The organism is Maricaulis parjimensis, from assembly GCF_016817355.1.
Lineage (GTDB): Bacteria > Pseudomonadota > Alphaproteobacteria > Caulobacterales > Maricaulaceae > Maricaulis > Maricaulis parjimensis.
Genome location: NZ_JADOTT010000003.1, coordinates 318354 through 343300 on the forward strand (window position 1 = coordinate 318354; position 24947 = coordinate 343300).

Here is a 24947-nt window from a genome sequence, read left to right on the forward strand (position 1 = left end):
GGCCGGATCATGAAGCTCGCACTCATCAATCTCCTGCCGACGACGGCCAAGGTCCCGTTCATCCGTGTCCGGTTCATGGCCCTGGGTCTGTCGGCCCTTGTCCTGCTGTTCTCGCTGTTTGAATTTGCCAATGTCGGGATCAATTTCGGCATCGACTTCCGCGGCGGTATCCAGGCCGAGGTGGAGACCAGCAATAACACGACCACCGAAGACCTGCGTACCCTCGCAACCTCGCTGGACCTCGGCGATCCGCGGGTACAGGGCGCCGGCAATTCGGACCCTGAGCGCCAGACCTTCCTCGTTTCGCTGCCGCTGCAGCCGGGTGAGGGCATGGAAGGTGAGCAGGCTAACCAGACGGCCCGGCAAGCGCTTCAGGAGGCTCTGGCCTCGGTAGAGGGTCTGGAACTGCGCGGGACGACCGTGATCGGTGGCGCGGTTTCGCGTGAACTCATCTTCACCGGCTTCACCGCCATTGGCGTCGCGCTCTTCCTGATGCTCATCTACATCTGGTTCCGCTTCGAATGGCAGTATTCGGTGGGCGCCATCGTGGCGCTGATCCACGACGTCATCGCGACGGTGGGCATGTTCTCGGTCACGCAGATGACGTTCGACCTGGCAACCGTGGCCGCCATTCTGACGATCGTCGGCTACTCGATGAACGACACCGTCGTCGTCTATGACCGCATCCGTGAGAACCTCCGCAAGTACAAGAAAATGCCGCTGGCGGATGTGCTCAACCTGTCGATCAATGACACGCTGTCGCGCACCATCCTGACCTCTGCCACCACGCTGGTCGCCCTGATCTCGCTCTACCTGATCGGTGGGGCCTCGCTGCAAGGCTTCGCCTTCGCGATGATCTGGGGTGTGCTGATCGGGACCTATTCCTCGATCTTTGTCGCGGCACCGCTGCTTCTCTTCACGAATGTACAGCGTGAGGGCACCCAGTCGGGCGCCTGATCCTGCGCCTTCGGGCGCTTTGCGACATTCCCCTGAAACAAGTGCAGGGCCCGCTGCTTCGGCGGGCCCTGCGACATGTCAGGGGGGACATGTGCGAGACGGGCCGTGAACAGGGAGGGGTCCCGTCTGCCCCCATTCCACGTGCGGGCGGACCCATTCCGTCGCGCCTGCCGCAGAAAGTTTCAGGCAACTCAGTCGAACGCCATCGCCTGATAGGCGAGGGGGCGAATCTGCGCGCTTGTCCGGGGTTCCGGACGGTGGGGGCCAGGCTGGATCTGCGTCGTCGTGATGACGGCCACGCGCGTAGCCGGGCTTACGAAGAAGTCCGTGTCGAACAGGCCACCCCAGGAATAGTCCCCGGGAATGCCGCGCGCGGTTTCGCCGTCCGCGGGTGGAATGACAACATCACCGGCATAGGCAAAACGGCGCGCTTCCCAGCGCTCGCCCAATTGTTCCGGTGTGGTGTGCGGGCTCATCATCAGGGCGGCAGTGTCCGGCTGCAGGATCTGCACATCGCCCAGCGTGCCGCCATTGGCCAGCATCATGGCGAATTGGGCGTAATCCGTGGCCGTCGAGACCAGGCCGCCCCCACCGGACGGCCAGTCGGGAAACGGGCTTTCGGGCACCAGGACCAGCTCGCCAGCTTCGTCATGGACGTAAAGCGGTGCGAGCTCGTCCTCGGTGAAATCGACATCGTCGAAGAAGAAGCCGGTGGAATCCATGCCGAGTGGCGTGAAGATTTCCGTCTCCAGATAGTCCTCGAACGGCATGCCTGACGCGGCCTGCACGATCGCGCCCAGGACGTCGATCGAATAGGAATAGATCCAGGTCTCGCCAGGGTCCGTGTAGAGGGGGAGATCGGCCAGCTGCTCCATACGGGCCATCAGATCGCCTTCACCGTCATACAGCGAGTTATCGAGGTAGAGCTGGCCCAGATCGGTTTCAGCCTCGAACAGATAGCCCAGACCGGCTGTATGGGTGAGCAGGTGCTCCACCGTCATCTCGGTGTCCGGCGCGCGCGTGGCAATGACACCGTCCGGTCCGGCCATCGGGCTGAGGGCTACTTGGACATCCGCGAACGCAGGCAGATACTGGCTCACGGGTGCATCGAGTTGCACCAGCCCGTCCTCGACCAGTTGCATGATGGCGACGGCGGTCACCGGCTTGGTCATGGACGCGATCCGTACCGGCGTATCGATGGTGAAGGCTTCACCGGTTTCGAAATTGGCGGTGCCGGCCTCGGCGACATAGGCCACCTGCTCGCCGCGCGTGATGATCACAGCATAGCCCGGACGGGCATGGGCGGCTGAGAGGTCTTCGATGCGGGCGTCGATCGCGTCCAGGCCGGCCGGGTCAAAGCCCAGGGCGCGCGGATCCTCGACCGGGTGCATGTCCTGCGCGAGGACGGGAAGCGGGCTGACGCTCGTCAGGAGCGCCGCGGCCGCGAGGCTGCGGATGAGCATGGGAGTCTCCCCCGATTGTTTTTATCGACCGGGGAGAAGGGTAGGGCGGGGCCGCCTTGTTGGCGACCCCAAATTCGCGTGGGCGAGCCCAAATTCACGTGATCAGGCGGCAGCCAGGTTCTCGGCTGCGAATTCCCAGTTGATTAAGTGGTCCAGGAAGGTGGAGATGTAGTCCGGACGACGGTTCTGGAAGTCCAGATAATAGGCGTGTTCCCACACATCCATCGTCAGCAGCGGCGTCACGCCGGCTTCGGTCAGCGGCGTTTCGGCGTTCAGCGTCTTGCGCACTTCCAGCTTGCCGTCCTTGACCACCAGCCAGGCCCAGCCGGAACCGAACTGCGTGGCACCCGCCTTGGCGAAGGCATCCTTGAAACCGTCCAGAGAACCGAAGTCACGGTCGATCATCTCGGCCAGCGGGCCGGTCGGGGCACCGCCGCCATTCGGGCGCATGGATTGCCAGTAGAAGGTATGGTTCCAGATCTGGGCGGCATTGTTGAACACGCCGGCCTTGTCGGCGACACCGGCGGTCTCGCAGATGACGTCTTCCAGCGATTTCGACGCCAGGTCCGTGCCCTCAACCATGCCGTTGAGATTGTTCACATAGGCGTTGTGGTGTTTCCCGTGGTGGAAATCCAGCGTCTCAGACGAGATATGAGGGGCAAGCGCGTCTTTGGCGTAGGGAAGATCGGGCAGAGTGAAAGCCATGGAAACCTCTCAATGGGCTGATGGTGGGATGTGGATGAACCCTTACGGGCATTCTTCTGTTGTCCGACATATGGTGTGGGCAGGTCCCATGTCCACCGGTTAGGCACATGCAAGACGAAGATTTCGACATTCTGCTTCAAAAAGCAGACCCGGACCGCCGCCTCGCGGCCTTGTTCGCCACGCCGGAGGTGCGTGACCGCCTGTTTGCGCTCTATGCCTTCAATCACGAGCTCGGCAAGATTGCCGAGGCGACGTCGGAGAGCATGATCGGCGAGATGAAGCTGACCTGGTGGCGCGATGCCGTCAGCGATCTCTATGCGGACAGCCCGAAAGTTCGACGCCATGCCGTCACCGAAGGCCTCGCCCCGCTGACGGATATCATCCCCGAAGCGGAGTTCCAGGGACTGATCGAGGCGCGGTTTGATGACATCTCGGCCCGCCCCTTCGCCACGCTCGACGATGTCATCGACTATGTCGATGCCACAGCCAGCCGACTGGCCCGTCTTGCGGTCCGGATCGCCGGAGCGGACATGTCGGCTGATCACCTCAACGCTGCCGGCCGGGCCTGGGGGCTGACAGGTCTGCTGCGCGCCTTCCCGCACCGTGCCCGCATAGGACGGGCGCCGGTGGGCGGAGATGCGTTGGGCGCTGTCGGCGCGACGCCGGCCATGCTGGCCCAGGGGCTGGGAGAAGCAAAGGTTCGGGACGCGCTGGAACCGGTCCGTGACGCCGCCCGTTCCGCGATCGCGGGCCTGCGGGCTGGCGGTGCCCTGCCAGCAGAGGCCGTGCCGGCGCTGGGCTATGCCGTCCTGGCACCGGCCTATTTCAAGCATCTGCCCGAAAGCCCCTATGCCATTGCGCCGGACCGGCCGCTCCTGGCGCGCCAGATGCGGCTGACCTGGTTGTCGCTGACGGGGCGGTGACTTTTGCGCCTGCACGGATAGAGTTGCAGGACGACGCAGACTGCGCCATCACGGGCGTCTTCAAAGACTCAATGACACGACAGACGATCCACGGGAGAGTTGGACATGCATCACGCGCTCATCACCGGAGCCAATCGCGGCCTTGGCCTGGAACACACCCGCCAATTGCTCGAGCGCGGCTGGCATGTCACGGCGGCTGTCCGCAATCCCGATGCCGCGGATGCCCTGAAAGCCCTGCCGGTGGGCGAGGGCAAGCTGGACATTGTCGCCTATGACGCCACCGATCTTTCCAGCCCCGCCAAACTGGCCAAGACGGTGACCACGCCGATCGACCTGCTTTTCGCCAATGCCGGCATGGCGGCCAGCTCCACGCGCAGTTTCGGCAGCGCCGCCAATGCGGACATGCAGACCGAATTCACCGTGAACGCCATCGCCCCGATCGCTCTGGCCGAAGCCTTTGCCGATCAGGTCGCCGCCTCGGAGATGAAGGTCATCGCCTTGCAATCCTCCCGCATGGGTTCGATCGCCGACAATGATAGCGGCCATGGCTATGGCTATCGCGGTTCCAAGGCCGCGCTCAACGCGATGGGCAAATCCCTCAGCCTGGATCTCAAGGACAAGGGCATTGTCGTGATCATCCTGCATCCGGGCTGGGTGCGCACCGATATGGGCGGCCCGAACGGCCAGCTCACCGTCACCGAAAGCGTGGAAGGCCAGCTCGACCTGATCGCGCGCGCCTACAAACAGCCGGCCATGTCCGGCCGCTTCTTCCACGTCTCCGGCCAGGACCTGCCCTGGTAGGGATCAGGCGGATGGTGTGGTCAGCTCGCTGACCACACCGCCAAATCCTCCAGAGCCCGTGCGCTCATCAGCTTCTTCTTCGCCACGGACTTCGCCTTGCCGCGGATGCGGTTGCCCTCTTCATCGCGGGAGGGGGCCTGCATCATCGGGAAGAGACCGAAATTGACATTCATCGGCTGGAAACTGCCCTTGCCGGCATCCAGATGACCGCCGGTGACATGGGCGATCAGGGCGCCCATGGCCGTGGTCGGCGGCGGCGGTGTGATCGGCTGGCCCAGGCGTTCTGCCGCCGCATAACGGCCGGCCAGCAGGCCCATGGACGCGCTCTCCACATAGCCTTCAACACCGATCAGCTGACCGGCAAAGCGCAGGCGCGGCTGGGATTTCAGGCGCAGCTGGTCATCCAGCAGGCGCGGGGAGTTCAGGAAAGTGTTGCGGTGGATGCCGCCAAGACGGGCAAACTGCGCATCTTCCAGGCCCGGGATCATGCGGAAAATATCGGTCTGGGCGCCGTATTTCATCTTTGTCTGAAAGCCGACCATGTTGAACAGTGTGCCCAGTGCATTGTCCTGGCGCAGCTGGACAATCGCCCAGGGCTTCACCGTCGGATCATGCGGATTGGTCAGACCGACCGGTTTCATCGGCCCGTGCCGCAGCGTCTCGCGCCCGCGCTCCGCCATCACTTCGATCGGCAGACAGCCGTCGAAATAGGGCGTGTTCTCTTCCCATTCCTTGAATTCGGTCTTCGGCGCGGCCAGCAGGGCATCGATGAAGGCCTCATACTGGTCCTTGTCCATCGGGCAGTTGAGATAGGCCTTCTTCTCCGCTTCCGTCTCGCCCTTGTCATAGCGCGACTGGAACCAGGCCTTGTCCATATTGATGCTTTCGCGATGGATCACCGGCGCGATGGCATCGAAAAAGGCCAGCTCGCCTTCACCGGTTGCGTCCAGGATCGCCTTGGACAGGCTTTCCGACGTCAGCGGACCGGTGGCGATGATGACACTGTCCCAATCTTCCGGCGGCAGGGCCGGGATCTCGCCCCGCTCGATCGTGACCAGCGGATGCTCGCTCAGCCGTTTGGTAACGGCGTCGGAGAAAGCGTCCCGGTCCACCGCCAGCGCGCCACCGGCCGGCAGGCGATGATTGTCACCCTCGGCCATGATGATCGAGTTCAGCCGCCGCATTTCCTCGTGCAGGAGGCCCACCGCATTGGTCTGGTGGTCGTCGGAACGGAAGGAGTTCGAACACACCAGTTCGGCCAGCCCGTCCGTCTTGTGCGCATCAGTACCCACCACGCCGCGCATCTCGTGCAGGATGACAGGCACGCCCTGGGAGACGAGCTGCCAGGTAGCTTCGGAACCGGCCATGCCGCCGCCGATAACGTGTACGGGTTTCATCGCTTGATCAGTCATCCGCGGCATATCGATCCGCAGCCCTGTGAAGTCAAGCGAGCGGGGTCAGTGGAGACTTTCTTGCCGTCCGGGTCTGCGCTAGGAATGCGGGCAGGGGGATGTGTTGCATGAAAAAGTTGTGTCTGGTTTTTCTGCTCGGGCTTTGGCTGTCGCAGGTGCCGGTGGCTGCTCAGAGCACGGGCGAGCCGCAGACTATCGAAATTCCAGCGCCCTCATCAGTTGCGCGCCCGTATCGTGCGGCGCAGGCAGCCCTCGATGCCGACGATCCGGAAACCGCCTTGACGTTTGCTCAACGGGCTTTGGCCGCAGCACAGGAGGAGGGGGCCGGCGTAGACATGATCGCGATCATGTCAGGCATGGTGGCGGAGCTGGCGGACTACACGGATCAAACCGAACTGGCGGAAATGCATTGGTCCCTGACTGAAGATGTCTACCGGAGCGCGGGTTGGGACGATGGTGCCGTGTCGTCAATCTGGGGACATAGTGCCAGTATTGCCGCATATACCAATCGGCCGGGTCTGGCCCGCACGCGTCTGGCCCGCGGGCTAGAGATTCTGGGCGAGCCCAACCAGGAAAACTGGCGCTATATAGCCGAAATCCGGCATTTTGATTTGCGTCTGGCGCTCCGGCCTGGCGAACCACCGGAAGGCTACGAACCGGCCGAGCCCGCCTTCCGGCCAACGCCGCCTTTTGGCGCGACGGCGGCTCGGGCTGGCGTGGAAGGCTATGTCATTGTCCGGTTCGATGTAGACGAGGCCGGTGACGTCGAGAATGTAGAGATCGCCGATGCCTATCCGGAGGGTGTTTTCGACACGCCGTCTATCTCCACCGTTTCCGAGTGGCGCTACCGCCCGGCACGGCAGACTGGCCAAGCCGTGAGGGAAGAGGACTTGCTGGTGCGGTTCGATTTCCAACTCGCCGGTCGGCCTGAAGGGGAGTGACGGCATGAACAGACCCAGGTTTTTTAGGGGTTTTGGCGCTTCTTTGCGTCGTCCTTTCCGGATACGCACAGGCCCAGCTCCCGCCCTCGGTGACCGAGCCCTATGTGCGCTACACTCAGGCGCAGGAATCCGGCGACGTGCAGGCCGCCGCCACAGCTGCACTGGAAGCCTGGCATGCAGGTCGGGCAATGCAAGTCGACGCGGACACACTCAAAGCGCTCGGTACAAATGCGGTGAACGCGCATTTTGAGCTTCATGATTGGCAGGTCCTTGCGGAAATCGCGCCGGAGATCGCGATACTGCACGATCTGGCCGAACAGCAGGAAGAGGAGACGGCTCTTCTCCTCGTCGGCATCGCCTTGCAGGCTGCGGACAATGAAGGGGACCATGTCACCTATGGGCAAGCTTTGCCTTTTGGTTTGCGACTGGCTGCCCGTCATGGACATGCGCACCGTTCGTGGACGGAGGGCATGCTGGTTCCGGATCCACCACAGACCGCGGCGGAGTTTGACGGGGCCGGGATTGGAGATCTCGAAGACGCCGTGAACCAGATGCTGGCGGCGGGCGTCCCCGACGCGCGGCGCTACACCAATGTGGTGGTTTCACTGATCGATCAGCTGCAATCCGAAGAGCAGTTTGATCGGGCATGGTTCCATATGGAAGAAGCCATCCAGACCTTGTCTGTTACAGACGAGAATGGGGCGGATGACTATCGCGACACGGTGTTGTCTCGCGTGTCAGGCCTGCTCACTGAGGGGTTCCAGGACAGTGCAAGCGGAGCCGAGAGGTTTGCTCCCCAAACTCGGCCTGTCTGGTGTGCCTATATGCGACGAACACCGGTGACCCTGGAGCCGGGAGCGTTTGTCGAGTTCCCCATGCGCGCCATGATGAATGGCAATCGGTATGCTGTCGTTGAATCGCTTCTGGAGGTTCCGGCCGCCGGCGGCGAACCTGCCATCACCGACATGCATTATGAGGGGCGTGAAGAGCGAGCTTATTTGCGGAGCGTCCGGCAGGCCATTCGCGAGTCTGGGTTCCGTCCGCAGTGCGAGGCTGACGCGTCCGTTTATACTGTCCGGCGTGTCGACCTGTTTGGTCTCGCAGAGCTTTCGGAAGGGCGCGGGGGAGTCCGGTTCACGGCACGGGGGCGGGTCGAAACAGCCTATTTCCTTGATACTGTGCTCTCTGATTAGTGCGCTCGAGGCAACCGCTTCGCCTCATTCTTGCTCTTCACCCGGCTGGGCATCGACTTCGTCAGACACCGCCTCGTCCTCATCCTTGCCCGGCTGGCTCAAGACATCGGCGATCCGGTCCGCTGCGCGTTCCATGGCCGTGTCATTGATGCGCACGCCGGTTTCGCAGACCGCATCCAGGGCGGCCCAGTCTTCATCGCTCATCACGGCGGCACCGGACCAGCTCAGCCCGGCCGCCGCCTCGCGGGCGGTGTCGGCACGGCGGGTCGTGTCGGGGTGGGTGCGCAGCGTGGCGCGCAGCCAGTCTTCGGCACGTTCCTGGTGGGAGCGGACTGAATCATCCTCCGCCGCGTCCTCTTCATCTTCGGCCTCAGCTTCCAACTCCTCGAACACGGACTGCATCCGGTCGAAGAAGTCGGCCAAGGCTTCTGGATTCATGTCGGCGGCCTCCAGATAGGCCAGTGCGTAATCATCAGCCTCGGCCTCGGCGGCGCGGGAATGGCGCAGGCTTTCCAGTGTCGCGCCGGTGCGGGCAATCTCCTGTCCGGCCCCGGTGCCGCCGCCGATCAGGAATTCCAGCAGGACGCCGGCGCCCATCTCGCGCAACTGGGCCGCCATGACATGCCGCTGGGCGACATGGGCAGCCTCATGAGCCAGAACACCGGCCAGCTCGTCCGGGCTTTCCATCATGTCGATCAGATCATCGGTCACCACGATCCAGCCGCCGGGCAGGGCGAAGGCATTCGGGAAGGGGGCGTCGACGATCCGCAGTTTCAGCTCGAACGGGCTTTGGGACACCGTCTCCAGCCGGTCACCCAGCGAATCCAGCGCGGCCTGGGCCGCCTCCGGCGTTTCGCATTCATCGGTGAACCAGGCGACGAACTGGTTGGAGCGAGCTCCCAGGCGCGCTTCCACATCCAGCGGCACGGCATGGGCCAGCGGGGTCGACAGCAGCGGCAGTCCATAGACCATGAAACCGGCCAGCCCGGCGGCCAGGGCCGTCAGGGATCCGCCCAGCATCCAGGTGCCGCGGCGGATTTTCCGGTCATCCAGAAGCTTGGGCAAAAGCGGACGCAGCCGGGCGGCATTGTCCGGATCCAGGCTCAGGCGGGCGTCCGACTGGTCTTCACTGATCACCACGGACCCGTCCGGCCGATCGGGCAGGCGGCGCAGGCGTTTGATCCGCCAATACAGGCGCAGACTGTCGCCCGTCAGGGCGAGGCGATCATCCTCGACCGCCACCGTGACGGTGTGAATCTGGGCCGTGTCGCCGTCGGCGAACTGGCCAATGATGGGTGCCGGATCAGATGACATTGCCGATATCGAAGGCATCGGCGAGACCTTCGCCGGACTTCGGTCCCTTGTCTGCATTCTGGCGGATCGCGGCGATATCGATCTCGCCCTGCGCTTCCAGCCGGTTGAAAATATAGCGCCACAGGCGCATCTGCGCGATCGGCAGGCCAAGGCCGAGGGTCAGGGCGACAATCAGGAAATTCCCGGCATAGATCCAGCCCAGGCCCAGCGTGGTCGCCTTGATCGAGAAGGTGACGCCTTCGAATGTGACGATCTCGGCCTTGCGGCGCAGAAGGGCCGCCGCATAGGGCAGGCTGAACACGCCGACAATGATCATGTAGACCAGCAGGGCGGCATAGATTTTGACCAGAAGGACGATGTCGAAGTCCGGCTGCCCGCCTGCCTCGATCGTATCCCAGACGAGAAACATGTAGACCGCGATGAAGGCGAAATAGCCGACCACGCCGGAAATCCAGGCCAGGGCAAAAGCGCCATAGGTCGGCCCGGCCAACCCCTCTTCGCTGGCAGGCACTTTGAAACGCCGGTCGCCATAGAAGCTGTCAGCCCACAAAAGGCGCGTCAGGCGCATCTCTGCGGCCGGCGCAAACCAGCCCAGCGTGATCGAAGTGAGGATGGAATAGCCGACTGAGGCCCAGGCGAAACGGTTGGCCGATCCGGTCTGGCCCAGACGTATGCCCCGCCAGGTCGTCCGCGACAGGCGATAGCGCCGGGCCACCCAGACCGCCATGCCCAGCAGCCAGGAGAAGAAGAGCAGGATGGGCAGATAGGCGAGGCCGAAATAGAGCATGAATTGCTCGGGCGGCAGCAGGAGCTGGCCGGCGAACATCAGCGCATAGATGGGCAGGAAGATGGCCAGCATGACGATGATGAAGGACCGGAAAAGCTCCCAGCCCGAGCCGGTATATTCCAGCGGCGTGTCATTCACGGTCGTGCTGGACCAGAGATAGCGCCGCACACGGGTCCGCCCCCAGAAGCGCCATAGCGTCAGCGTGATAATGTTGAGCAAGGCATTGAGCAGGGTGATCGGGACAATCCCGCCCCATGTGGCGTGCTGACTGAAAACAAGGCTTTCCGGCGGTTCCCCGGATGCGGTTTCCGCATCAGCGGCGGGTGGCTCTGCAGGCGGTTCGGCTGGCGGCTCGGCGGGCGCTTCCGCGCCGGCACCGGCCGTTGAAGCCTCTGATTGAGCCGCTTCGGGCGTCGTGCCCTCAGCCGGCTGTTCCGCACCGGCCTCATCCCCGCCTGCCGATCCGTTTTCCGTATCACTCATGCCACGCCCCCAACACACTCGGTCCGGTCACGTTAGCCGTGCCGGTGAGCGGGTCAACGGGAAAGGCCGGGCTTGCAAACAACTTGACGTGGTGCGACCTGTCGGCATCCTGTCTGCGACTGGGGGATAAACATGCGCACATTGATCAGACATTTCACGATCATCGCCGGGATCACGCTGGCGATGGGTGCAGCCCACGCGCAGGGGCTTCCGGATGATGTGGCTTCAGCCTATCAGGACTACCAGACCGCGCTGGATGCCGGTGATGCGGTGGCTCTGTTGGAAGCCGCGAGCCGGGCCCATGAAGCGGGTGAGCGCGCGCGCATCGATGAGGGCACGCTGGCGGTCCTGGCGGAGAATCACGGTTTTGCCGCGTCGGCCAATGGTGATCTGGAAACGGCCCAGGATGCTTGGCGCGAATCCGCCCGCCTGTCGGATCGTGCTGAAGTCGACCCGGTCGACCGGGCCTGGCGCTGGCACAATGCCGCTCTCATTGCCCTGCGCAATTCGGATGCATCAGACGCCTATGCCTGTTCGCGCAACGCTGTGCGGGCGCTCGATGATCTGGAGGGCGACTTTTCCTCGGCCAGTGATTTTGCGGGTGATGCCTATCTGACGCGGGCGCTTACCGCGATGGGGCGAGGGCAGATTGCTGATGCGGGCATGGCTGCTACGGAGGCCGTCAATCTCTTTGAAGCCTCTTTGACCGAGCCGGATACGCGCTACGGGCTCGCCCAGCTTTATGCGGGTGTGGCCCAGACGCTCGACCAGGATTTCGAACGGGCGACCTATTCGCTCCACATGGCGCAGGATGTCCTGTCAGACGTGGATCCGGATCATGCCAACGCATCAACGCTTCGTGCCGCCTACACCTCGGCCCGGTTGAATCTGTATCACGCGGATGACGCTGAAACAGACGCGGCGTTCGCGCGGCTCAATGCGCGCCTTGACCAAAATCCGTTCCATGCGGAGCGGTATACCGCAGCCGATGAGCTCGCCTCGAGCGTGGTCGGAGAGCCAGAGCCCGATCGACCCTGTTGCGATGCCGAACCGCTGACGCGCCGCGAGCCACGCTATCCCTACGAAGCCGCCGTGTCTGACCTCGATGGCGTGGTCTATGTGCGGTTTGACGTGACAGCGGACGGCCGGACCGAGAATGTCGAGGTCATCGGGTCATTCCCGCCTGGAATTTTCGACGATGCCTCGGTGGAGGCGGTTCGGCGTTGGCGGTATCAGCCGGCAACCCGGGATGGCGAACCGGTTCCCCACCAAGGCCTCGAAACCCGTTTCGACTACCGCATGAATGAATAGCGCGACCGCGCGTCGCGCTTGATCCCGTGGCGGGGCAGGGTATCTCTGGCGCACATCCAGCGGAGACGCCCATGACCCCGACCGCCATTCCGATCCTGCGCAGCGTGTTTGCCGCCTATGCCTTCTTCCTTGCGCACTGGCGGCCGATCCTGATCGCGGGCCTGCCCTATACGGTGGCCTATGCGCTCTATCTCTTTCTGACGCAGGGACTGGTCACGGGCACGCTGGATCCGGGCTTCCAACCGTTGGTCATGCTGGTCTCCATTGCCAGCATCATCGCCAGTATTGCCCTGTCGGCAGCGGCCTTGCGCATGGCCGTGCGGGGCGATTTCTCCGGCTGGATGGGTTTGCAGCTGGGGCGCGACGAGTTCCGTGTCTTCATCGTTTCGCTTCTGGTCGCCCTGCTGACGGCGATTGTCTTCGTTCTGGTCTTCCTGTTCTGGGGCACGGTGTTCGGCACAGTGGCCGGCATGGCGCTGGAACGCGCCGGTCTGGACCCGGAAGAAACCGGTTTCGACCTGATGGAGGCCGTTTCCTACATGGGAAGGGCTGACTGGGTGGCGGTGATTGCCTTGGGCCTGGGAGCGATGGCGATTGTCGTATGGCTAACCGGCCGGCTGGTACTCTCCCTGCCGGCGACGATCGACCAGCGGGCCATCCGGGTGATGAAGGTCTGGCCGCTCAGCGACCGCAATGGCTGGCGCATCGTGCTTTGCCTCCTGCCCGCGGGCCTGCCCATCCTGATAGAGCTGGGTCTCTACGAAGCCATCAGCGGTTTGCTGGGACAGCGGATCCTCGACGTGGCGCATCTGCTGGGTGAGGAGAATGCAACAGCTCCCGGCATGATGCGGATGCGCGAGTACTCGCTCTGGCTTGGCCTGTTCTCTGCCATTAATGTCCCCGTCTTTTCAGGGCTCTACGCCTATATCTACCAGAACCGGATGAAAGCGCTTTCGCCGCAATAGACCGGGCGGGATATTGGGCGCACACATCCCTCTGGTGCGTGCACGCGAAACGCGCATGATAGGCTCTCACCATGACCGGCGTGGAGGGAGCCATCATGACCGCGAAGCCATTCGATCTCGGTGCAGCCATCCTGCACTTCTTCAATTGTCTCAGCCGCAATCCGCGCGGCGCGATCTGGATCGGCATTTGCCAGCTTGCCCTGGTCGGCGGCCTGACCATTGCCAGCTTCTTCATCCTCTGGCCGGCCATTTCCGGCCTGTTTGAACTGGCTATCGCCGACGCCAATGGCACGCTGGATGAGAGCGAAGCCTTCAGCCGGGTGCTGGGCATATTGGGACCCTTTTTCGGCTTTTTCGCCCTGTCCGTGCCGTTCGGCATCATGGTTTCGCTCGCCGTGCAGGGGGCCTGGCTGCGTTACCTCACCAAGGGTGAGGTGAAGCCGGTCATCCCCTTCCGCTTCGGCGGTGACGAAGTGCGTCTGTTCGGCGTCAACATCATGTATCTCATTCTGATCCTGGCAGGTTATGCCGGTATCATTCTGGTCGCCGTCTTCGCCGGTGTCGGCGGGGCCCTGGTCGGCGCAGACGGGGGTGGCGGTGCCGCCGTCCTCTTGGGCATCTTGGTCTTCATTGGCGTGTTCGGAGCCATTCTCGTCTTGTCGGTCAAACTGGCGTCTGCTCCGGCCATGACCGTGCGCGAGGGCCAATTCCGCTTCTTCGAGAGCTGGACTGCCACCAAGGGTGTGTTCTGGCAGATGCTGGTCGCCTATCTCGCCGTCTGGGTGATGATGATGGTGGTCTCCTCGGTGATCGGGATCGTCACACAAATGGTGCTGCTGGGCGCTTTCATGCCGCTGCTGGAACAGCTCAACACCATGGATGGCAGTGAAGACCCGCAAGTCGTGTTCGACATGTTTGGCGCCGCGCTCAATTCCACCACGGGCCGGATCAGCCTGATCGCGGCCTTCCTGGTCAGCTATGGTTCGCAGATCGTCATGGAAGCCATGTGGCACTCGGTCGGCGCCTATAACGCCATCCGCAATGATGACGATGCCAGCGCCGCCACGGACCCGTCCCACTTGGACAAGGGCCACCCGCTGGGCGCCAGCCCGAGCGAGGGGTAAGTTCACGCTACAAGCTGCGTGCAGCTGGCGCTTTTGCTGGCTCTGATTGCAGGTGCATGTTAGCCCTCTTCTGGGGACAGGAGGGGGAAACATGACCAATATCAACCCGATGAATGCGGTGGCGATGGCATTCCTGGTTGGCCGCATCCGGCCGCGTGCTTTCTGGCTTCTGTTGGGCTGGACGGCTGTCTGGATGACCGGCGGGGTCACGCTGCAACTCTGGATGCAGCCCACGCCTCCGATGGGCAACGGGGCGTCGGAGGGAGCGACTCTGGGCTATATGATCCAGAGTTTTGCCGTGCTGCCGCTGGCCTTCCTGTTCTGGATCATTCCCTTTGTTGCCTGGATGCGACTCCTCACAACCGGTCAGGATGTGGGCTGGCTTCCTGTCCGGTTTGGCGCAGAGGAATTGTGGGCGTTGCTGGTCGCCCTGGCTCTGACGCTGACCGTATTGCTCGTGCCCGGGGTCCTTGTGGCCGTGATACTAAGCCTCTCAGCCATCCATCAGGGCTTCCTCATTCTGAACCTGTTATTCCTGCCGCTGGGCATTGGACTGCTCTACGCCCTGGTCCGCTTGACGCCGGCCGTCGCGCTCAGTGCCATGACGCGTCAATTTGCTGTGCAACGAGCCTGGGATGGCATGAAGGGTCATGTCGGACAGGCTTTTCTCAGTGGTCTTGTCATCGTGGTTGCGTCCTTTGTCGCCAATCTTGTGATCATGGCGGTCGGCTTGTTGGTCCCGGCGCTCTCCCTGCAGCAGGACATGATGCAGGCCATGCTGACCGGCGACCGGCTCGGCCTGGACCAGATCTTTCCCTATGCCGCGGTGTCCGCGCTCATGAACTTGCCGATCGCCCTGCTGGGCTATGGCATGTCGGCCTATTTCGCCCTGGCCATTAGTGGCCGGGATGATGACTGGACACGGGCGATCGCAAGCGAAGAAGCCCGGATCGAGGCCGAGGACTGACGGGCATGACATCAGCCCCCCTTGCACACTTCCCCAAGCCGGGCCTGTCCCGGTGAAATGGCTCGTCTCGACATGGCAGGGCCCCGAAGCCTTGTTCGCACCGGTCGCTGAACCCTGGCGGGTGCGTGCCTGGCTGACGCCTTTCGCCCTGATGGGCGGACTGGCTCTGCTGATCGCGGGGCTGGCCGCTTTCATTATGGCCGCCGTGGCTGCCGCGCCTCTTGCCTATGACTTTTCCAATCAGCGGATGATGGTTGAGATCGAAATTCTCTACATGGCCATCATGGCAGTGCTGGGCTTCTGGATGGTCACGGCCTGGATCCGGCATGTGGAGGGGCGTGGTCGTGACAGTATCGGCCTGCCGGTTCGCTTCGGTTTTCTGCGCCAGATTTCCGGGCTTCTCATCGGCGCCGGAATCGCCTGGCTGATCGGCGTGGCGGGATGGGCACTCAGCTTGTGGTTCGGCGAAGGCGTTGATCCCTATCCGGGCCTGCAGGCCTATTGGCGGACTTGGCAGGCACTGGCCCCGCGCGACATGATCCTGCTGGGCCTGCTGGCGGCCAGTCTTTGGGCCTATGCCTGGTTCGAGGAAATCGTGTTCCGGGGCTGGCTCCTGTCCGCCATGAGCCTGCGCTGGGGGGCTGGAATAGCCTGCTTGGCGAGCAGCCTCCTGTTCGGCCTCTACCACATGCAATTCTACGAGGATGGCTGGTTGATCGGCGGGTTCTGGATTGGCGCCATCATGCTGTCCGGCATCTTCTTCTGCCTGGTGGCGATCTGGCAGCGCTCCCTCTACCTGGCCGCAGGCCTGCATGCCGGTTTCAATATCTGGATCATTGTCGGCCTGTCGCTGGACAATATCGGGCTGTCACCGGACCAGCCTGTCGGAGGCGCGATCATGGACGCGCTGAACTGGTCCGCCGATTACGGGGAGGGTGACACGGTCTTCCTGACCTGGCCCGATCTGGCTGATCCGATTGTTTTTGCCATCTTGACCCTGGCGTTGGCCTGGGTGCTGCGGAAACGTCTGACGCAGGCGCCCCAGCAGGTCCGAAAACCCGGACCTTCTGCTCCTCAAATGGAAACGGAAGACGCGCCGAACGAGGAAGTCCGTCTGATCTGAGGGGCCAGGCCTAGCCTGCTTTCTTCCGCAATTCCTTCGCCCGTTCCAGCATCGGAGCGAGATAGCGGCCGGTCCAGCTTTCCTCGACGTCGGCAACACTCTCCGGCGTGCCCTCGGCGACGATCCGGCCGCCGCCATCGCCGCCTTCCGGACCCAGATCGATCAGCCAGTCGGCCGTCTTGATGACGTCCAGATTGTGCTCGATGACGACGACCGAGTTTCCGGCCTCGACCAGTTCGTGCAGGACTTCCAGGAGCTTGCGGACATCCTCGAAATGCAGGCCCGTTGTCGGTTCGTCGAGAATGTAGAGCGTCTTGCCAGTGGCGCGCTTGGAGAGCTCTTTGGACAGTTTCACGCGCTGGGCTTCACCGCCGGAGAGCTGGGTCGCGGGCTGGCCGATTTTCACATAGCCCAGGCCGACGCGTTTGAGCGTTTCCATCTTGTCGCGCACGGCGGGGACGGCCTTGAAGAAGTCCGCGCCTTCCTCGACCGTCATGTCCAGCACATCGGCGATGGACTTGCCCTTGAACTGGATTTCCAGCGTCTCGCGATTGAAGCGTTTACCGTGGCAGACATCGCAGGGCACGAACACGTCCGGCAGGAAGTGCATCTCGATTTTCACCACGCCATCGCCCTGGCAGGCCTCACAGCGCCCACCCTTCACATTGAAGGAGAAACGGCCCGGCTTGTAGCCGCGCGTCTTGGCCTCGGGAAGTTGGGCAAACCATTCGCGGATCGGGGTGAAGGCGCCGGTATAGGTTGCCGGATTGGAGCGCGGCGTGCGGCCGATCGGCGACTGGTCGATATCGATCACCTTGTCCAGCTGGTCCAGTCCTTCGATCTTGTCGTGCGGGGCCGGCACTTGCTGGGCCTTGGCCAGCTTGCGGGCGGCGGCCTTGTAGAAGGTTTCGATCGTCAGGGTCGACTTGCCGCCACCGGACACACCAGTGACACAGGTCATCACGCCCAGCGGGAAGGCCGCATCCACGCTTTTGAGATTGTTGCCGGTCGCGCCGACGACTTTCACCATCCGCTTCTTGTCGACCTTGCGGCGTTTCTCTGGAACCTCGATCCGGCGAACACCGGACAGGTATTGCCCGGTCAGGCTGTCCGGATTGGCCATGATCTCCTTGGGCGTGCCCTCGGCCACGATCTCGCCGCCATGCACACCGGCGGCCGGACCCAGATCAACGACATAGTCGGCCGTCAGGATGGCATCCTCATCATGCTCGACCACGATCACCGTATTGCCCAGATCGCGTAGTCCCTGCAGGCTTTCCAGCAAGCGGGTATTGTCGCGCTGGTGCAGGCCGATCGAGGGCTCGTCGAGCACATACAGCACGCCGGTCAGGCCCGAGCCGATCTGGCTGGCCAGGCGGATGCGCTGGCTTTCCCCGCCCGACAGCGTCCCGGAGGCGCGGTCCAGGGTGAGATAGTCCAGACCCACATCGACCAGGAATTTCAGACGCTCCCGGATTTCCTTGAGAATCCGCTCGGCGATCTGCATCTGCTTGGCGGTCAGATGTTCCGGCAGGGCGGTGAACCAGGCTTCCGCATGACGGATGGAGAGTTCCGAGGCGTGGGAGATATCCTGGCCATCGATCTTCACGCTCAACGCTTCCGGGCGCAGGCGGCGGCCGCCACAGGTTTCGCAGGGCTGGGAGGATTGGAAGCGGGAAAGATCCTCGCGCACCCAGCTTGAATCCGTCTCGCGCCAGCGTCGCTCCAAATTCGGGATCACGCCCTCGAAGGGTTTCTGCGTCTCGAATTTCCGCAGCCCGTCCTCATAGACGAAGGTGACCTTCTCCTTCGTGCCCCACAGGACGATCTTGCGGAATTCCTCAGGCAGGTCGCGCCAGGCCTGGAACATGTCGCCGCCGAAATGCTCCGCCAGGGCCTGCAGCGTCTGCTGGTAGAGTTTCGACGTCGCCCGGCTCCACGGCGCAATCGCGCCATCGGACAGCGGCTTGTCGCGATCGGGGATCACCAGATCCTCGTCGAATTTGAGCGACTGGCCCAGACCGTCACAGCTCGGGCAGGCGCCGACCGGATTGTTGAAGGAGAAGAGGCGCGGTTCGACTTCCTCGATGGTGAAACCGGAAACCGGACAGGCGAATTTCTCGGAGAAGACGATGCGTTCCGGATTGCCCTTCTCGTCGGTCTTGCCGGCAAACTCGGCGACAGCGATCCCGTCAGCCAGTTTCAGCGCGGTTTCCAGACTGTCGGCCAGCCGGCTTTCCAGCCCTTCCTTGATCACGACCCGGTCCACGACGACGTCGATATCGTGCTTGAACTTCTTGTCGAGCGTCGGCGCCTCTTCCAGCGTGTAGAATTCGCCATTCACCTTCACACGCTGGAAGCCGGATTTCAGCCATTCGGCGAATTCCTTGCGGTATTCGCCCTTGCGGCCGCGCACGACGGGGGCCAGCAGGTAGAGGCGCGAACCGTCTTCCAGTGCCATCAGACGGTCGACCATCTGGCTCACCGTCTGGCTTTCGATCGGCAGGCCGGTCGCGGGCGAATAGGGCACGCCGACACGCGCCCAGAGCAGGCGCATATAGTCATAGATTTCGGTGACCGTGCCGACGGTGGAGCGCGGATTTTTCGACGTGGTCTTCTGCTCGATGGAGATGGCCGGAGACAGGCCCTCGATCGAATCCATGTCCGGCTTGGCCATCAACTCCAGGAATTGGCGGGCATAGGCCGACAGGCTTTCCACATAGCGGCGCTGGCCTTCTGCATAAATCGTGTCAAAGGCGAGGGAGGATTTGCCCGAGCCCGACAGGCCGGTGAACACGATCAGACTGTCGCGCGGCAGCTCGACAGACACATTCTTCAGATTGTGCTCGCGCGCACCCTGTACGCGGATTTTTTCAAGCGCCATGCGGTGGTCGTGTCCCTTTAGAAGAGGAAAGCCGGAAGCGGAAAAGCTTTAGAGAGGTGGTGCCGGAGCGTCCAGCCGCAGCCACCGCACTCCTGACATAACGTAGGCAGGAGGGTGGGGGAGGCAAGGTAGGGTGCTGTCCAGGTTCATCGTTTGATCATGCGAGCGCCATTGCGCTGAAGGGAAAGAAACCCAAAAAAATAACGAGCGCTTGTATGAATCTGATTAGATGTTGACCAGAAGGGGAAGATTGACGAACTTCAATCAATGGTTCCATTTGCTACAGAATTTCCGGTCGCAAAGCGGCCAAACCGTGCGGCCTTCGTTGCAGAAGTGATCGCTTGGCTGCAGGGCACATCTTACAGCAACGTTCTGAATTCTGATGCCTTCAAAGATATGGACGCTGAAAATGCACATTTGCGTTCAAGCGATGGCGAGGAGCTGAGATTTCGAGAGCATTCTGATGGCGATGAGTGGCGAGCGATTGGGTTTCGTCACGACTTTCCCGACTCAGAAGGGCGACTTTGGCGTACCGAAGCAGTGCTGAGACGAGGGCAGTGTGAAACTGATCAAGATCATGTTCGGTTTAGGACGCAATGCTTGGCGTTAGAGCCCGACGCCCGTCTCGAGCGACCTCGAAAGCCCTACTTGATCAAGGCAATGCTTAAGAATGGCTGGGGTGCAGCAGATGGAGAGCTTGCAATCAGCGATTCACCTGTTTTTTTGCCTGACGATGAAGGGGGCTTAGCTACAGCAAAGGCTGTGACGTTGGGGCGTGCGACGCATTGGCTGCCTGTATTGTATGTTTCTGCGGTTGCTGATGGTGCCTGGTTGTTGTCTTCCCAAGAGATAGACAAGTTGGCATATGACCTTGGTGGATTGGCTCACGTGGTGGTTGAGCCATCGAGGTCGTTCTCATTTCAACTCCGTGATGCATGCGAGGCTAGCAATGCCTATGGAGGAACTATCGCACTTTCTGTTCCGAACCTTGGAATTGTTAGGCGCTTTTACCTTGGCTGGCAGATTCAAGACGGTTCTGGACTTGCCGCTGTTGCTAAAGCCGCTGCATCGGACCTTCGTGGAAAAATGCCGGCGTCTGGTTGGGACTGGACTGAGCTACAAGAGCAGGCCCTCAGAGCGCAAAGGTTACGCGACAAGAGCAGGCTTACATCAGACGAGAGCGAACAGTTATTTCTGGAAGAAATCGCAAACCTACAGGACCGCATTGGCGACCTGGAACGTCAAGTGATGAGTTTTCCTTCAACGGGCGTTGGAGCTGACGACGAACAGTTTTCGATGGACAATTTGGTGCGACTGTTGGGGCCAGAAGTCTACTCGGGCGAAATTTCGGACCGTTTGAGACTTGCTGCCAAGGTTAGCCTTTCAGTATCTGACCAAGTCGGGCTCGATCAGAGGTCCAAGGTAGTGTTTGGAAGTTTATTAGACAAATTGAAGGTGTCACCTGCACTGGCAGAGCTTAACCAGGACTTGATCCGTGCTACGAAGGATCCAAAGAAGGTTGCAAAACAAATAGCATCTGTTCTTTCCCGTCATGGCTATTTCGAAAAATCTGATAACAAACATATTCGTCTAGAGGCGCGGGGTGATTTTATTGGGCTAGAATCAATAACGTTGCCAAAAACGCCCAGTGAAGGTCGTGGGCTAAAAAATCTTCGAAGCCAAATAAACAACACTCTTGGGATTACGAAGCTGAGTGAGTAGATTTTCTTCTTCTTTTTAGTTTGATCTGATCATTTCCAGTGAGGTGGTTTTTTGAAGGTAAAAACATCAACAGAGTATGTTGAAATGGAAGGGGAATACCGCGCCGACATTGAGGGTGTTGAGGTCTTATGTGACCGTTGTGGACATACGGTCCAAGCATTTGGAACAGACGAGCCTTCTTTGCGTCGTTGTGCAATTCTTCTGAGGGAGGAATGCCCGCGCGGCGAAAATAACTATTACGAAGTTCTACCATAGCTGCGCTGCCATCCTTCGTGGATTGCCTGATTGCGCGCTCTGGACTCTGTTGGGCCCCTCCGCTCAAACTCCCTGCGACTCGCCGACCTTGATCGGCGGAACAGAATGTGAACAAATATCGGCCGGCCGTAAAGGCCTGCCGCAGAAAATGGAGATGTGGGCGATGGCGGGAAGCGTCAACAAGGTAATCCTGGTCGGCAATCTGGGACGCGATCCGGAGATCCGCCGCATGAATAATGGCGATCCGGTCGTCAATCTGTCGGTCGCCACCTCCGAAAGCTGGCGCGACAAGAATTCCGGCGAGCGCCGGGAGAAGACCGAATGGCACCGTGTCGTGATCTTCAACGACAATCTGGCCAAGGTCGCGGAGAACTATCTCAAGAAGGGCTCCAAGGTTTATGTGGAAGGCCAGCTGCAGACCCGCAAATGGACCGACCAGAACGGCCAGGAGAAATACTCCACCGAGGTTGTGCTGCAGCGCTTCCGTGGCGAGCTGACCATGCTGGATGGCCGCAATGAGGGCGGTGGCTCCTTCCAGAGCTCCGACAGCGGCGGTTATGACAGCTTTGGTGGCGGCGGTTCCGGCGGTGGCGGCGGCCAGCGCTCCATGGACGGCCCGAAGGAAGACTTCAGCCGCAATGACCTGGACGACGAGATCCCCTTCTAGGAGCGTCTCCCGGTACGAAGCATTCGGAAACCCCGGCCGTCCTGGCCGGGGTTTCTTTTTGCCCCTTAACAAGTTGGGCCGCACCGGCAATGCTGCGGCCCAACTTGTTAAGGGGGGAAGCCATGCGGATCATCCTGATCATCATTGGCGTGCTGGGCGTTGTGCTGGGGTTGGCGCTCTACGGGCCGGGCTCGATCGCGGCCATGCGGTTGGACATTGTGCCGGAGCAGGCGGCCCTGACGGCCCGCATGGACGCCGTGACCGAACCGCTGCGCACTGAGCGTACGGATCTGCACGGCGCCGAGGATGTCGAGCCGGGGCCGGATGGCAATCTCTACACCTCGCTCGCCGATGGCCGCATCATGATGCGCACGCCGGACGGTCAATGGTTGGATGTGGCGAACACGGGCGGCCGGCCTCTGGGGCTGGCCTTCGGTCCGGATGGCGATCTCTTCGTGGCCGACGCATTGCGCGGCCTGTTGCGCTGGGACGGGCAGGGATGGGAGGTCTGGCTCGCAGACCGGTCCGCAGGCGGTCCGCTGGTTTTCACCGATGACCTCACTGTGCTGGACGATGGCCGCATCATTCTCACCGATGCCTCGCTGCGCCATGCTTATGGCGATCACATCATGTCCTTCCTGGAGGCCGACCAGACCGGTCGCATCCTCTCGGTCTCGGCACCGGGCGAGTATTCCGTGCTGGCCGAGGGGCTCGCCTTCATCAATGGCGTTGACCATGATCCCGCGACCGGAATCGTCTACGTCAACGAGACTTGGACAGGCCGCATCTGGTCGCTGAACCCTGATACCGGCGTCATGGATGTGTTGGTCGAGGGCCTGCCCGGCTATCCCGACAATCTCGAATTCGATGCGGAAACAGGATTGATCTGGTCGGCCCTGCCATCCCTGCGCTCGGCGGATCTGGATGCCTTGCATGGAAAGCCTCTTGTCAAACGTCTCGTCTGGCGTCTGCTGCAGATCAATGGCCTGCCGGAACTGCCGGATCGTCCCCCTCTCGTTGTTGCCGTAACGCCGGAGGGTGAGGTCCGCCATATCGTCCAGGGTCCCGTTTCCCCGGCGGATGGGGTCACCGGCGTGACCGTCTGGAATGACGAGCTCTGGATGAGCGGTCTGGACCGCGACGGCTTCACGATTTTCGCGACTCCCGACTAGATGCGTCCTCTCAGGGAGGGACGGGCATGCGCATACTGGTTGCCGGAGCGTCGGGTTTCATCGGGTCGCACATTGCCGCCCATCTCCAGGCTGCCGGCCATGAGGTGATCGCGGCTGCGCGCGGGGTCAATCAGGCCCGCCGCCGGCTCCCCGATCTGGACTGGATCGCCTGCGATTTCCGCACCGACCGCGTCGAGGAGTGGCGGTCCCGGCTTGAGGGTGTCGACGCCGTCGTCAATTGCGTCGGTGTCCTGCAGGACGGGCTGGGTGATGACAGCCGCGCCGTCCATGTCGAAGGGGCCGCCGCCCTGTTCCAGGCTTGCGAGGAAAAGGGCGTCCGCCGCGTCCTTCACATCTCTGCCGTCGGCGTGGAGGATGCGTCCGGGTCAGCCTATTCCCGCGACAAGCTGGCCGGGGAGGCGGCCCTCAAGGATCGTGATCTCGATTGGCTCATCCTGCGGCCCTCCCTGGTCGTGGCCCGCAATGTCTATGGCGGCACGGCCCTGATCCGCTCCCTGTGCGGTGTGCCCTTTCTCACGCCCGTTGTCGGCGGCGAGCAGGTCTTCCGGCCCATCGCCATGGAGGATGTCTGCGCGGCCGTCGCCCAACTGGTCGAGCCCGACGCGCCTTCGTGCCAGAGTTTCGATCTCGCCGGACCCGACCCGGTGCGCTTTGACGAGCTCGTCCGGGCCTATCGCCGCTGGCTCGGCTTTGGCGAGACGCGCATCTGGTCCGTGCCGCGCTGGCTGGCCCGGCCAGCATTCTGGTTCGGGGACCTGCTCGGCTGGATGGGTGTGCGCACGTCAATGCGGACCAATTCCCTCAAACAGCTCGATTTCGACGTCGAGGGAAATCCCGAAGATTGGATGCGGATAACCGGTGCGAAACCCTCCGGATTTCAGGCCTGGCTGTCCGCCCATCCCGCCGGCGTTCAAGACCGCTGGCAGGCCCGGCTCGGCTTTGCCCGGCCGTTGGCACGCTGGGTGCTGGGCCTCTACTGGCTGCTCACGGGCGTGCTCTCCCTGACGATTGCGAAAGAGCATGCCTACCAGGTCCTCACCGAGGCCGGGTTTGATGCCGTTTCCAGACCCCCCTTGCTCTGGTTCGGATCCTTGTTTGATATCGCCGTGGGGGTGGCCATGATCGCCAAATGGCGCGTTCGCAGTATCGCGGCGATCATGATCCTGGGCACTTTCGGTTATATCGTGACGCTGTCCTGGACCTATCCCGTCCTCTGGGCGGACGCGCTGGGGCCCATCCTGAAAGTCTTCCCGATGATGGCGCTCGCCCTGATGATTGCCGGCACCGAGGATGAGCGCTGATGGAGCTCTACCCGCTCATCCGCCTGGTCCACATCCTCTCCGCCAGTGTCCTGTTCGGGACGGGAATGGGCATCGCCTTCTTCATGCTGATGGCCTGGCGGTCCAAAGACCGGGCCGCTTTCGGGTTGACCGCTCGCCATGTCGTGCTGGCTGACTGGGTGTTCACGGCCACGGCTGTGGTTGTCCAGCCCTTGTCCGGCATCGCCCTGGCGCATCTGGCTGGTTGGCCGCTGAGCTCGGCCTGGCTGCTGGCGACCTATGCCCTTTATGCCTTCATCGGCGCCTGCTGGCTGCCGGTCGTTTGGATCCAGTACCGGGTAAAAACCCTGCTGCAACAGGAGGCTGATCTTGCACGCATCAATCGGCTCATGCGCGTCTGGTTCATCCTCGGCTGGCCGGCTTTTGCCGCCCTGATCGGGATATTCTGGCTGATGATCACCAAGCCCGGAGGCTGAT

21 protein-coding genes are annotated in these 24947 nt (G+C 62.1%); 15 read left to right on the forward strand and 6 right to left on the reverse strand.

Annotated elements, in window-relative coordinates; all coding sequences use genetic code 11:
• Positions 1-9: 9 nt before the first annotated feature.
• Positions 10-957 carry a protein translocase subunit SecF gene (gene secF / locus I0K07_RS07220; RefSeq protein WP_203292160.1) on the forward strand — a complete coding sequence of 316 codons (948 nt, stop codon included), beginning with the start codon at positions 10-12 and terminating at the stop codon, positions 955-957.
• A 191-nt stretch (positions 958-1148) separates the two neighbouring features.
• Here the strand turns inward: secF and I0K07_RS07225 are convergent, their stop codons facing one another.
• Entirely contained in the window at positions 1149-2420 is a 1272-nt protein-coding gene (locus I0K07_RS07225; protein ID WP_203292161.1) for a serine hydrolase domain-containing protein, read from the reverse strand.
• A gap of 102 nt (positions 2421-2522) precedes the next feature.
• Positions 2523-3125: a superoxide dismutase gene (locus tag I0K07_RS07230; RefSeq protein ID WP_203292162.1), complete on the reverse strand. Its 603-nt coding sequence runs from the start codon at positions 3123-3125 to the stop codon at positions 2523-2525.
• Positions 3126-3232: 107 nt separating this feature from the next.
• On the opposite strand from I0K07_RS07230, the gene I0K07_RS07235 reads away from it, so the two are divergent.
• Positions 3233-4048 (forward strand): squalene/phytoene synthase family protein, encoded by an 816-nt coding sequence (locus I0K07_RS07235; protein WP_203292163.1) that lies wholly within the window; start codon positions 3233-3235, stop codon positions 4046-4048.
• A gap of 105 nt (positions 4049-4153) precedes the next feature.
• Positions 4154-4849, forward strand: a complete 696-nt coding sequence (locus I0K07_RS07240) for an SDR family oxidoreductase (protein WP_203292164.1) — start codon at positions 4154-4156, stop codon at positions 4847-4849.
• 20 nt (positions 4850-4869) lie between these two features.
• Here the strand turns inward: I0K07_RS07240 and trmFO are convergent, their stop codons facing one another.
• Positions 4870-6246 (reverse strand): methylenetetrahydrofolate--tRNA-(uracil(54)-C(5))-methyltransferase (FADH(2)-oxidizing) TrmFO, encoded by a 1377-nt coding sequence (trmFO, locus tag I0K07_RS07245; RefSeq protein WP_238934639.1) that lies wholly within the window; start codon positions 6244-6246, stop codon positions 4870-4872.
• Positions 6247-6368: 122 nt separating this feature from the next.
• On the opposite strand from trmFO, the gene I0K07_RS07250 reads away from it, so the two are divergent.
• Positions 6369-7202, forward strand: coding sequence for an energy transducer TonB (locus I0K07_RS07250; protein WP_203292166.1), 834 nt, complete (start codon positions 6369-6371; stop codon positions 7200-7202).
• Between the two features lie 89 nt (positions 7203-7291).
• Positions 7292-8395 carry a hypothetical protein gene (locus tag I0K07_RS07255; protein WP_203292167.1) on the forward strand — a complete coding sequence of 368 codons (1104 nt, stop codon included), beginning with the start codon at positions 7292-7294 and terminating at the stop codon, positions 8393-8395.
• Positions 8396-8419: 24 nt separating this feature from the next.
• On the opposite strand, the gene I0K07_RS07260 is transcribed toward I0K07_RS07255, so the two are convergent.
• Positions 8420-9709: a M48 family metallopeptidase gene (locus I0K07_RS07260; protein ID WP_203292168.1), complete on the reverse strand. Its 1290-nt coding sequence runs from the start codon at positions 9707-9709 to the stop codon at positions 8420-8422.
• Positions 9699-10979 carry a YjgN family protein gene (locus I0K07_RS07265; protein ID WP_203292169.1) on the reverse strand — a complete coding sequence of 427 codons (1281 nt, stop codon included), beginning with the start codon at positions 10977-10979 and terminating at the stop codon, positions 9699-9701. Before I0K07_RS07265 ends, I0K07_RS07260 begins: the two co-directional genes overlap by 11 nt.
• A gap of 132 nt (positions 10980-11111) precedes the next feature.
• Here I0K07_RS07265 and I0K07_RS07270 point away from each other — a divergent pair, with 132 nt between their 5' ends.
• The 5 genes from I0K07_RS07270 (at position 11112) to I0K07_RS16040 (ending at position 16469) form a co-directional block, all read left to right on the forward strand.
• Complete coding sequence (locus I0K07_RS07270; RefSeq protein WP_203292170.1) at positions 11112-12290, forward strand: energy transducer TonB; 1179 nt, start codon at positions 11112-11114, stop codon at positions 12288-12290.
• Between the two features lie 71 nt (positions 12291-12361).
• A complete protein-coding gene (locus I0K07_RS07275; RefSeq protein WP_203292171.1) occupies positions 12362-13255 on the forward strand; it encodes a hypothetical protein in 894 nt (297 codons plus the stop codon).
• A gap of 95 nt (positions 13256-13350) precedes the next feature.
• Positions 13351-14379: a hypothetical protein gene (locus I0K07_RS07280; RefSeq protein ID WP_203292172.1), complete on the forward strand. Its 1029-nt coding sequence runs from the start codon at positions 13351-13353 to the stop codon at positions 14377-14379.
• Between the two features lie 91 nt (positions 14380-14470).
• The gene (locus I0K07_RS07285) at positions 14471-15346 is read left to right on the forward strand and encodes a hypothetical protein (protein WP_203292173.1); all 876 of its coding nucleotides are present in this window, start codon (positions 14471-14473) and stop codon (positions 15344-15346) included.
• Positions 15347-15398: 52 nt separating this feature from the next.
• Complete coding sequence (locus I0K07_RS16040) at positions 15399-16469, forward strand: CPBP family glutamic-type intramembrane protease (protein WP_203292174.1); 1071 nt, start codon at positions 15399-15401, stop codon at positions 16467-16469.
• 10 nt (positions 16470-16479) lie between these two features.
• Here the strand turns inward: I0K07_RS16040 and uvrA are convergent, their stop codons facing one another.
• On the reverse strand, positions 16480-19353 hold the full coding sequence (gene uvrA, locus I0K07_RS07295; protein WP_203292175.1) for an excinuclease ABC subunit UvrA: 2874 nt from the start codon (positions 19351-19353) through the stop codon (positions 16480-16482).
• Positions 19354-19620: 267 nt separating this feature from the next.
• Between uvrA and I0K07_RS07300 the strand changes: the two genes are divergently transcribed.
• The 5 genes from I0K07_RS07300 to I0K07_RS07320 all read left to right on the forward strand — a co-directional run bounded on the left by I0K07_RS07300 (position 19621) and on the right by I0K07_RS07320 (position 24946).
• Positions 19621-21075 carry a hypothetical protein gene (locus I0K07_RS07300; RefSeq protein ID WP_203292176.1) on the forward strand — a complete coding sequence of 485 codons (1455 nt, stop codon included), beginning with the start codon at positions 19621-19623 and terminating at the stop codon, positions 21073-21075.
• A gap of 418 nt (positions 21076-21493) precedes the next feature.
• A complete protein-coding gene (locus I0K07_RS07305) occupies positions 21494-21997 on the forward strand; it encodes a single-stranded DNA-binding protein (RefSeq protein WP_203292177.1) in 504 nt (167 codons plus the stop codon).
• Between the two features lie 122 nt (positions 21998-22119).
• On the forward strand, positions 22120-23169 hold the full coding sequence (locus I0K07_RS07310; RefSeq protein ID WP_203292178.1) for an SMP-30/gluconolactonase/LRE family protein: 1050 nt from the start codon (positions 22120-22122) through the stop codon (positions 23167-23169).
• 26 nt (positions 23170-23195) lie between these two features.
• Positions 23196-24491: an NAD(P)H-binding protein gene (locus tag I0K07_RS07315; protein ID WP_203292179.1), complete on the forward strand. Its 1296-nt coding sequence runs from the start codon at positions 23196-23198 to the stop codon at positions 24489-24491.
• Positions 24491-24946, forward strand: coding sequence for a DUF2269 family protein (locus I0K07_RS07320; RefSeq protein WP_203292180.1), 456 nt, complete (start codon positions 24491-24493; stop codon positions 24944-24946). Before I0K07_RS07315 ends, I0K07_RS07320 begins: the two co-directional genes overlap by 1 nt.
• Position 24947: the final 1 nt, after the last annotated feature.

Excerpts from the sequence above, each read along its gene's own strand:
- secF (WP_203292160.1), top strand. The coding sequence starts at position 10 with ATGAAGCTCGCACTCATCAATCTCCTGCCGACGACGGCCAAGGTCCCG.
- I0K07_RS07225 (WP_203292161.1), bottom strand. The coding sequence starts at position 2,420 with ATGCTCATCCGCAGCCTCGCGGCCGCGGCGCTCCTGACGAGCGTCAGC.
- I0K07_RS07230 (WP_203292162.1), bottom strand. The coding sequence starts at position 3,125 with ATGGCTTTCACTCTGCCCGATCTTCCCTACGCCAAAGACGCGCTTGCC.
- I0K07_RS07235 (WP_203292163.1), top strand. The coding sequence starts at position 3,233 with ATGCAAGACGAAGATTTCGACATTCTGCTTCAAAAAGCAGACCCGGAC.
- I0K07_RS07240 (WP_203292164.1), top strand. The coding sequence starts at position 4,154 with ATGCATCACGCGCTCATCACCGGAGCCAATCGCGGCCTTGGCCTGGAA.
- trmFO (WP_238934639.1), bottom strand. The coding sequence starts at position 6,246 with ATGAAACCCGTACACGTTATCGGCGGCGGCATGGCCGGTTCCGAAGCT.
- I0K07_RS07250 (WP_203292166.1), top strand. The coding sequence starts at position 6,369 with ATGAAAAAGTTGTGTCTGGTTTTTCTGCTCGGGCTTTGGCTGTCGCAG.
- I0K07_RS07260 (WP_203292168.1), bottom strand. The coding sequence starts at position 9,709 with ATGTCATCTGATCCGGCACCCATCATTGGCCAGTTCGCCGACGGCGAC.
- I0K07_RS07265 (WP_203292169.1), bottom strand. The coding sequence starts at position 10,979 with ATGAGTGATACGGAAAACGGATCGGCAGGCGGGGATGAGGCCGGTGCG.
- I0K07_RS07270 (WP_203292170.1), top strand. The coding sequence starts at position 11,112 with ATGCGCACATTGATCAGACATTTCACGATCATCGCCGGGATCACGCTG.
- I0K07_RS07275 (WP_203292171.1), top strand. The coding sequence starts at position 12,362 with ATGACCCCGACCGCCATTCCGATCCTGCGCAGCGTGTTTGCCGCCTAT.
- I0K07_RS07280 (WP_203292172.1), top strand. The coding sequence starts at position 13,351 with ATGACCGCGAAGCCATTCGATCTCGGTGCAGCCATCCTGCACTTCTTC.
- I0K07_RS07285 (WP_203292173.1), top strand. The coding sequence starts at position 14,471 with ATGACCAATATCAACCCGATGAATGCGGTGGCGATGGCATTCCTGGTT.
- uvrA (WP_203292175.1), bottom strand. The coding sequence starts at position 19,353 with ATGGCGCTTGAAAAAATCCGCGTACAGGGTGCGCGCGAGCACAATCTG.
- I0K07_RS07300 (WP_203292176.1), top strand. The coding sequence starts at position 19,621 with ATGGTTCCATTTGCTACAGAATTTCCGGTCGCAAAGCGGCCAAACCGT.
- I0K07_RS07305 (WP_203292177.1), top strand. The coding sequence starts at position 21,494 with ATGGCGGGAAGCGTCAACAAGGTAATCCTGGTCGGCAATCTGGGACGC.
- I0K07_RS07310 (WP_203292178.1), top strand. The coding sequence starts at position 22,120 with ATGCGGATCATCCTGATCATCATTGGCGTGCTGGGCGTTGTGCTGGGG.
- I0K07_RS07315 (WP_203292179.1), top strand. The coding sequence starts at position 23,196 with ATGCGCATACTGGTTGCCGGAGCGTCGGGTTTCATCGGGTCGCACATT.
- I0K07_RS07320 (WP_203292180.1), top strand. The coding sequence starts at position 24,491 with ATGGAGCTCTACCCGCTCATCCGCCTGGTCCACATCCTCTCCGCCAGT.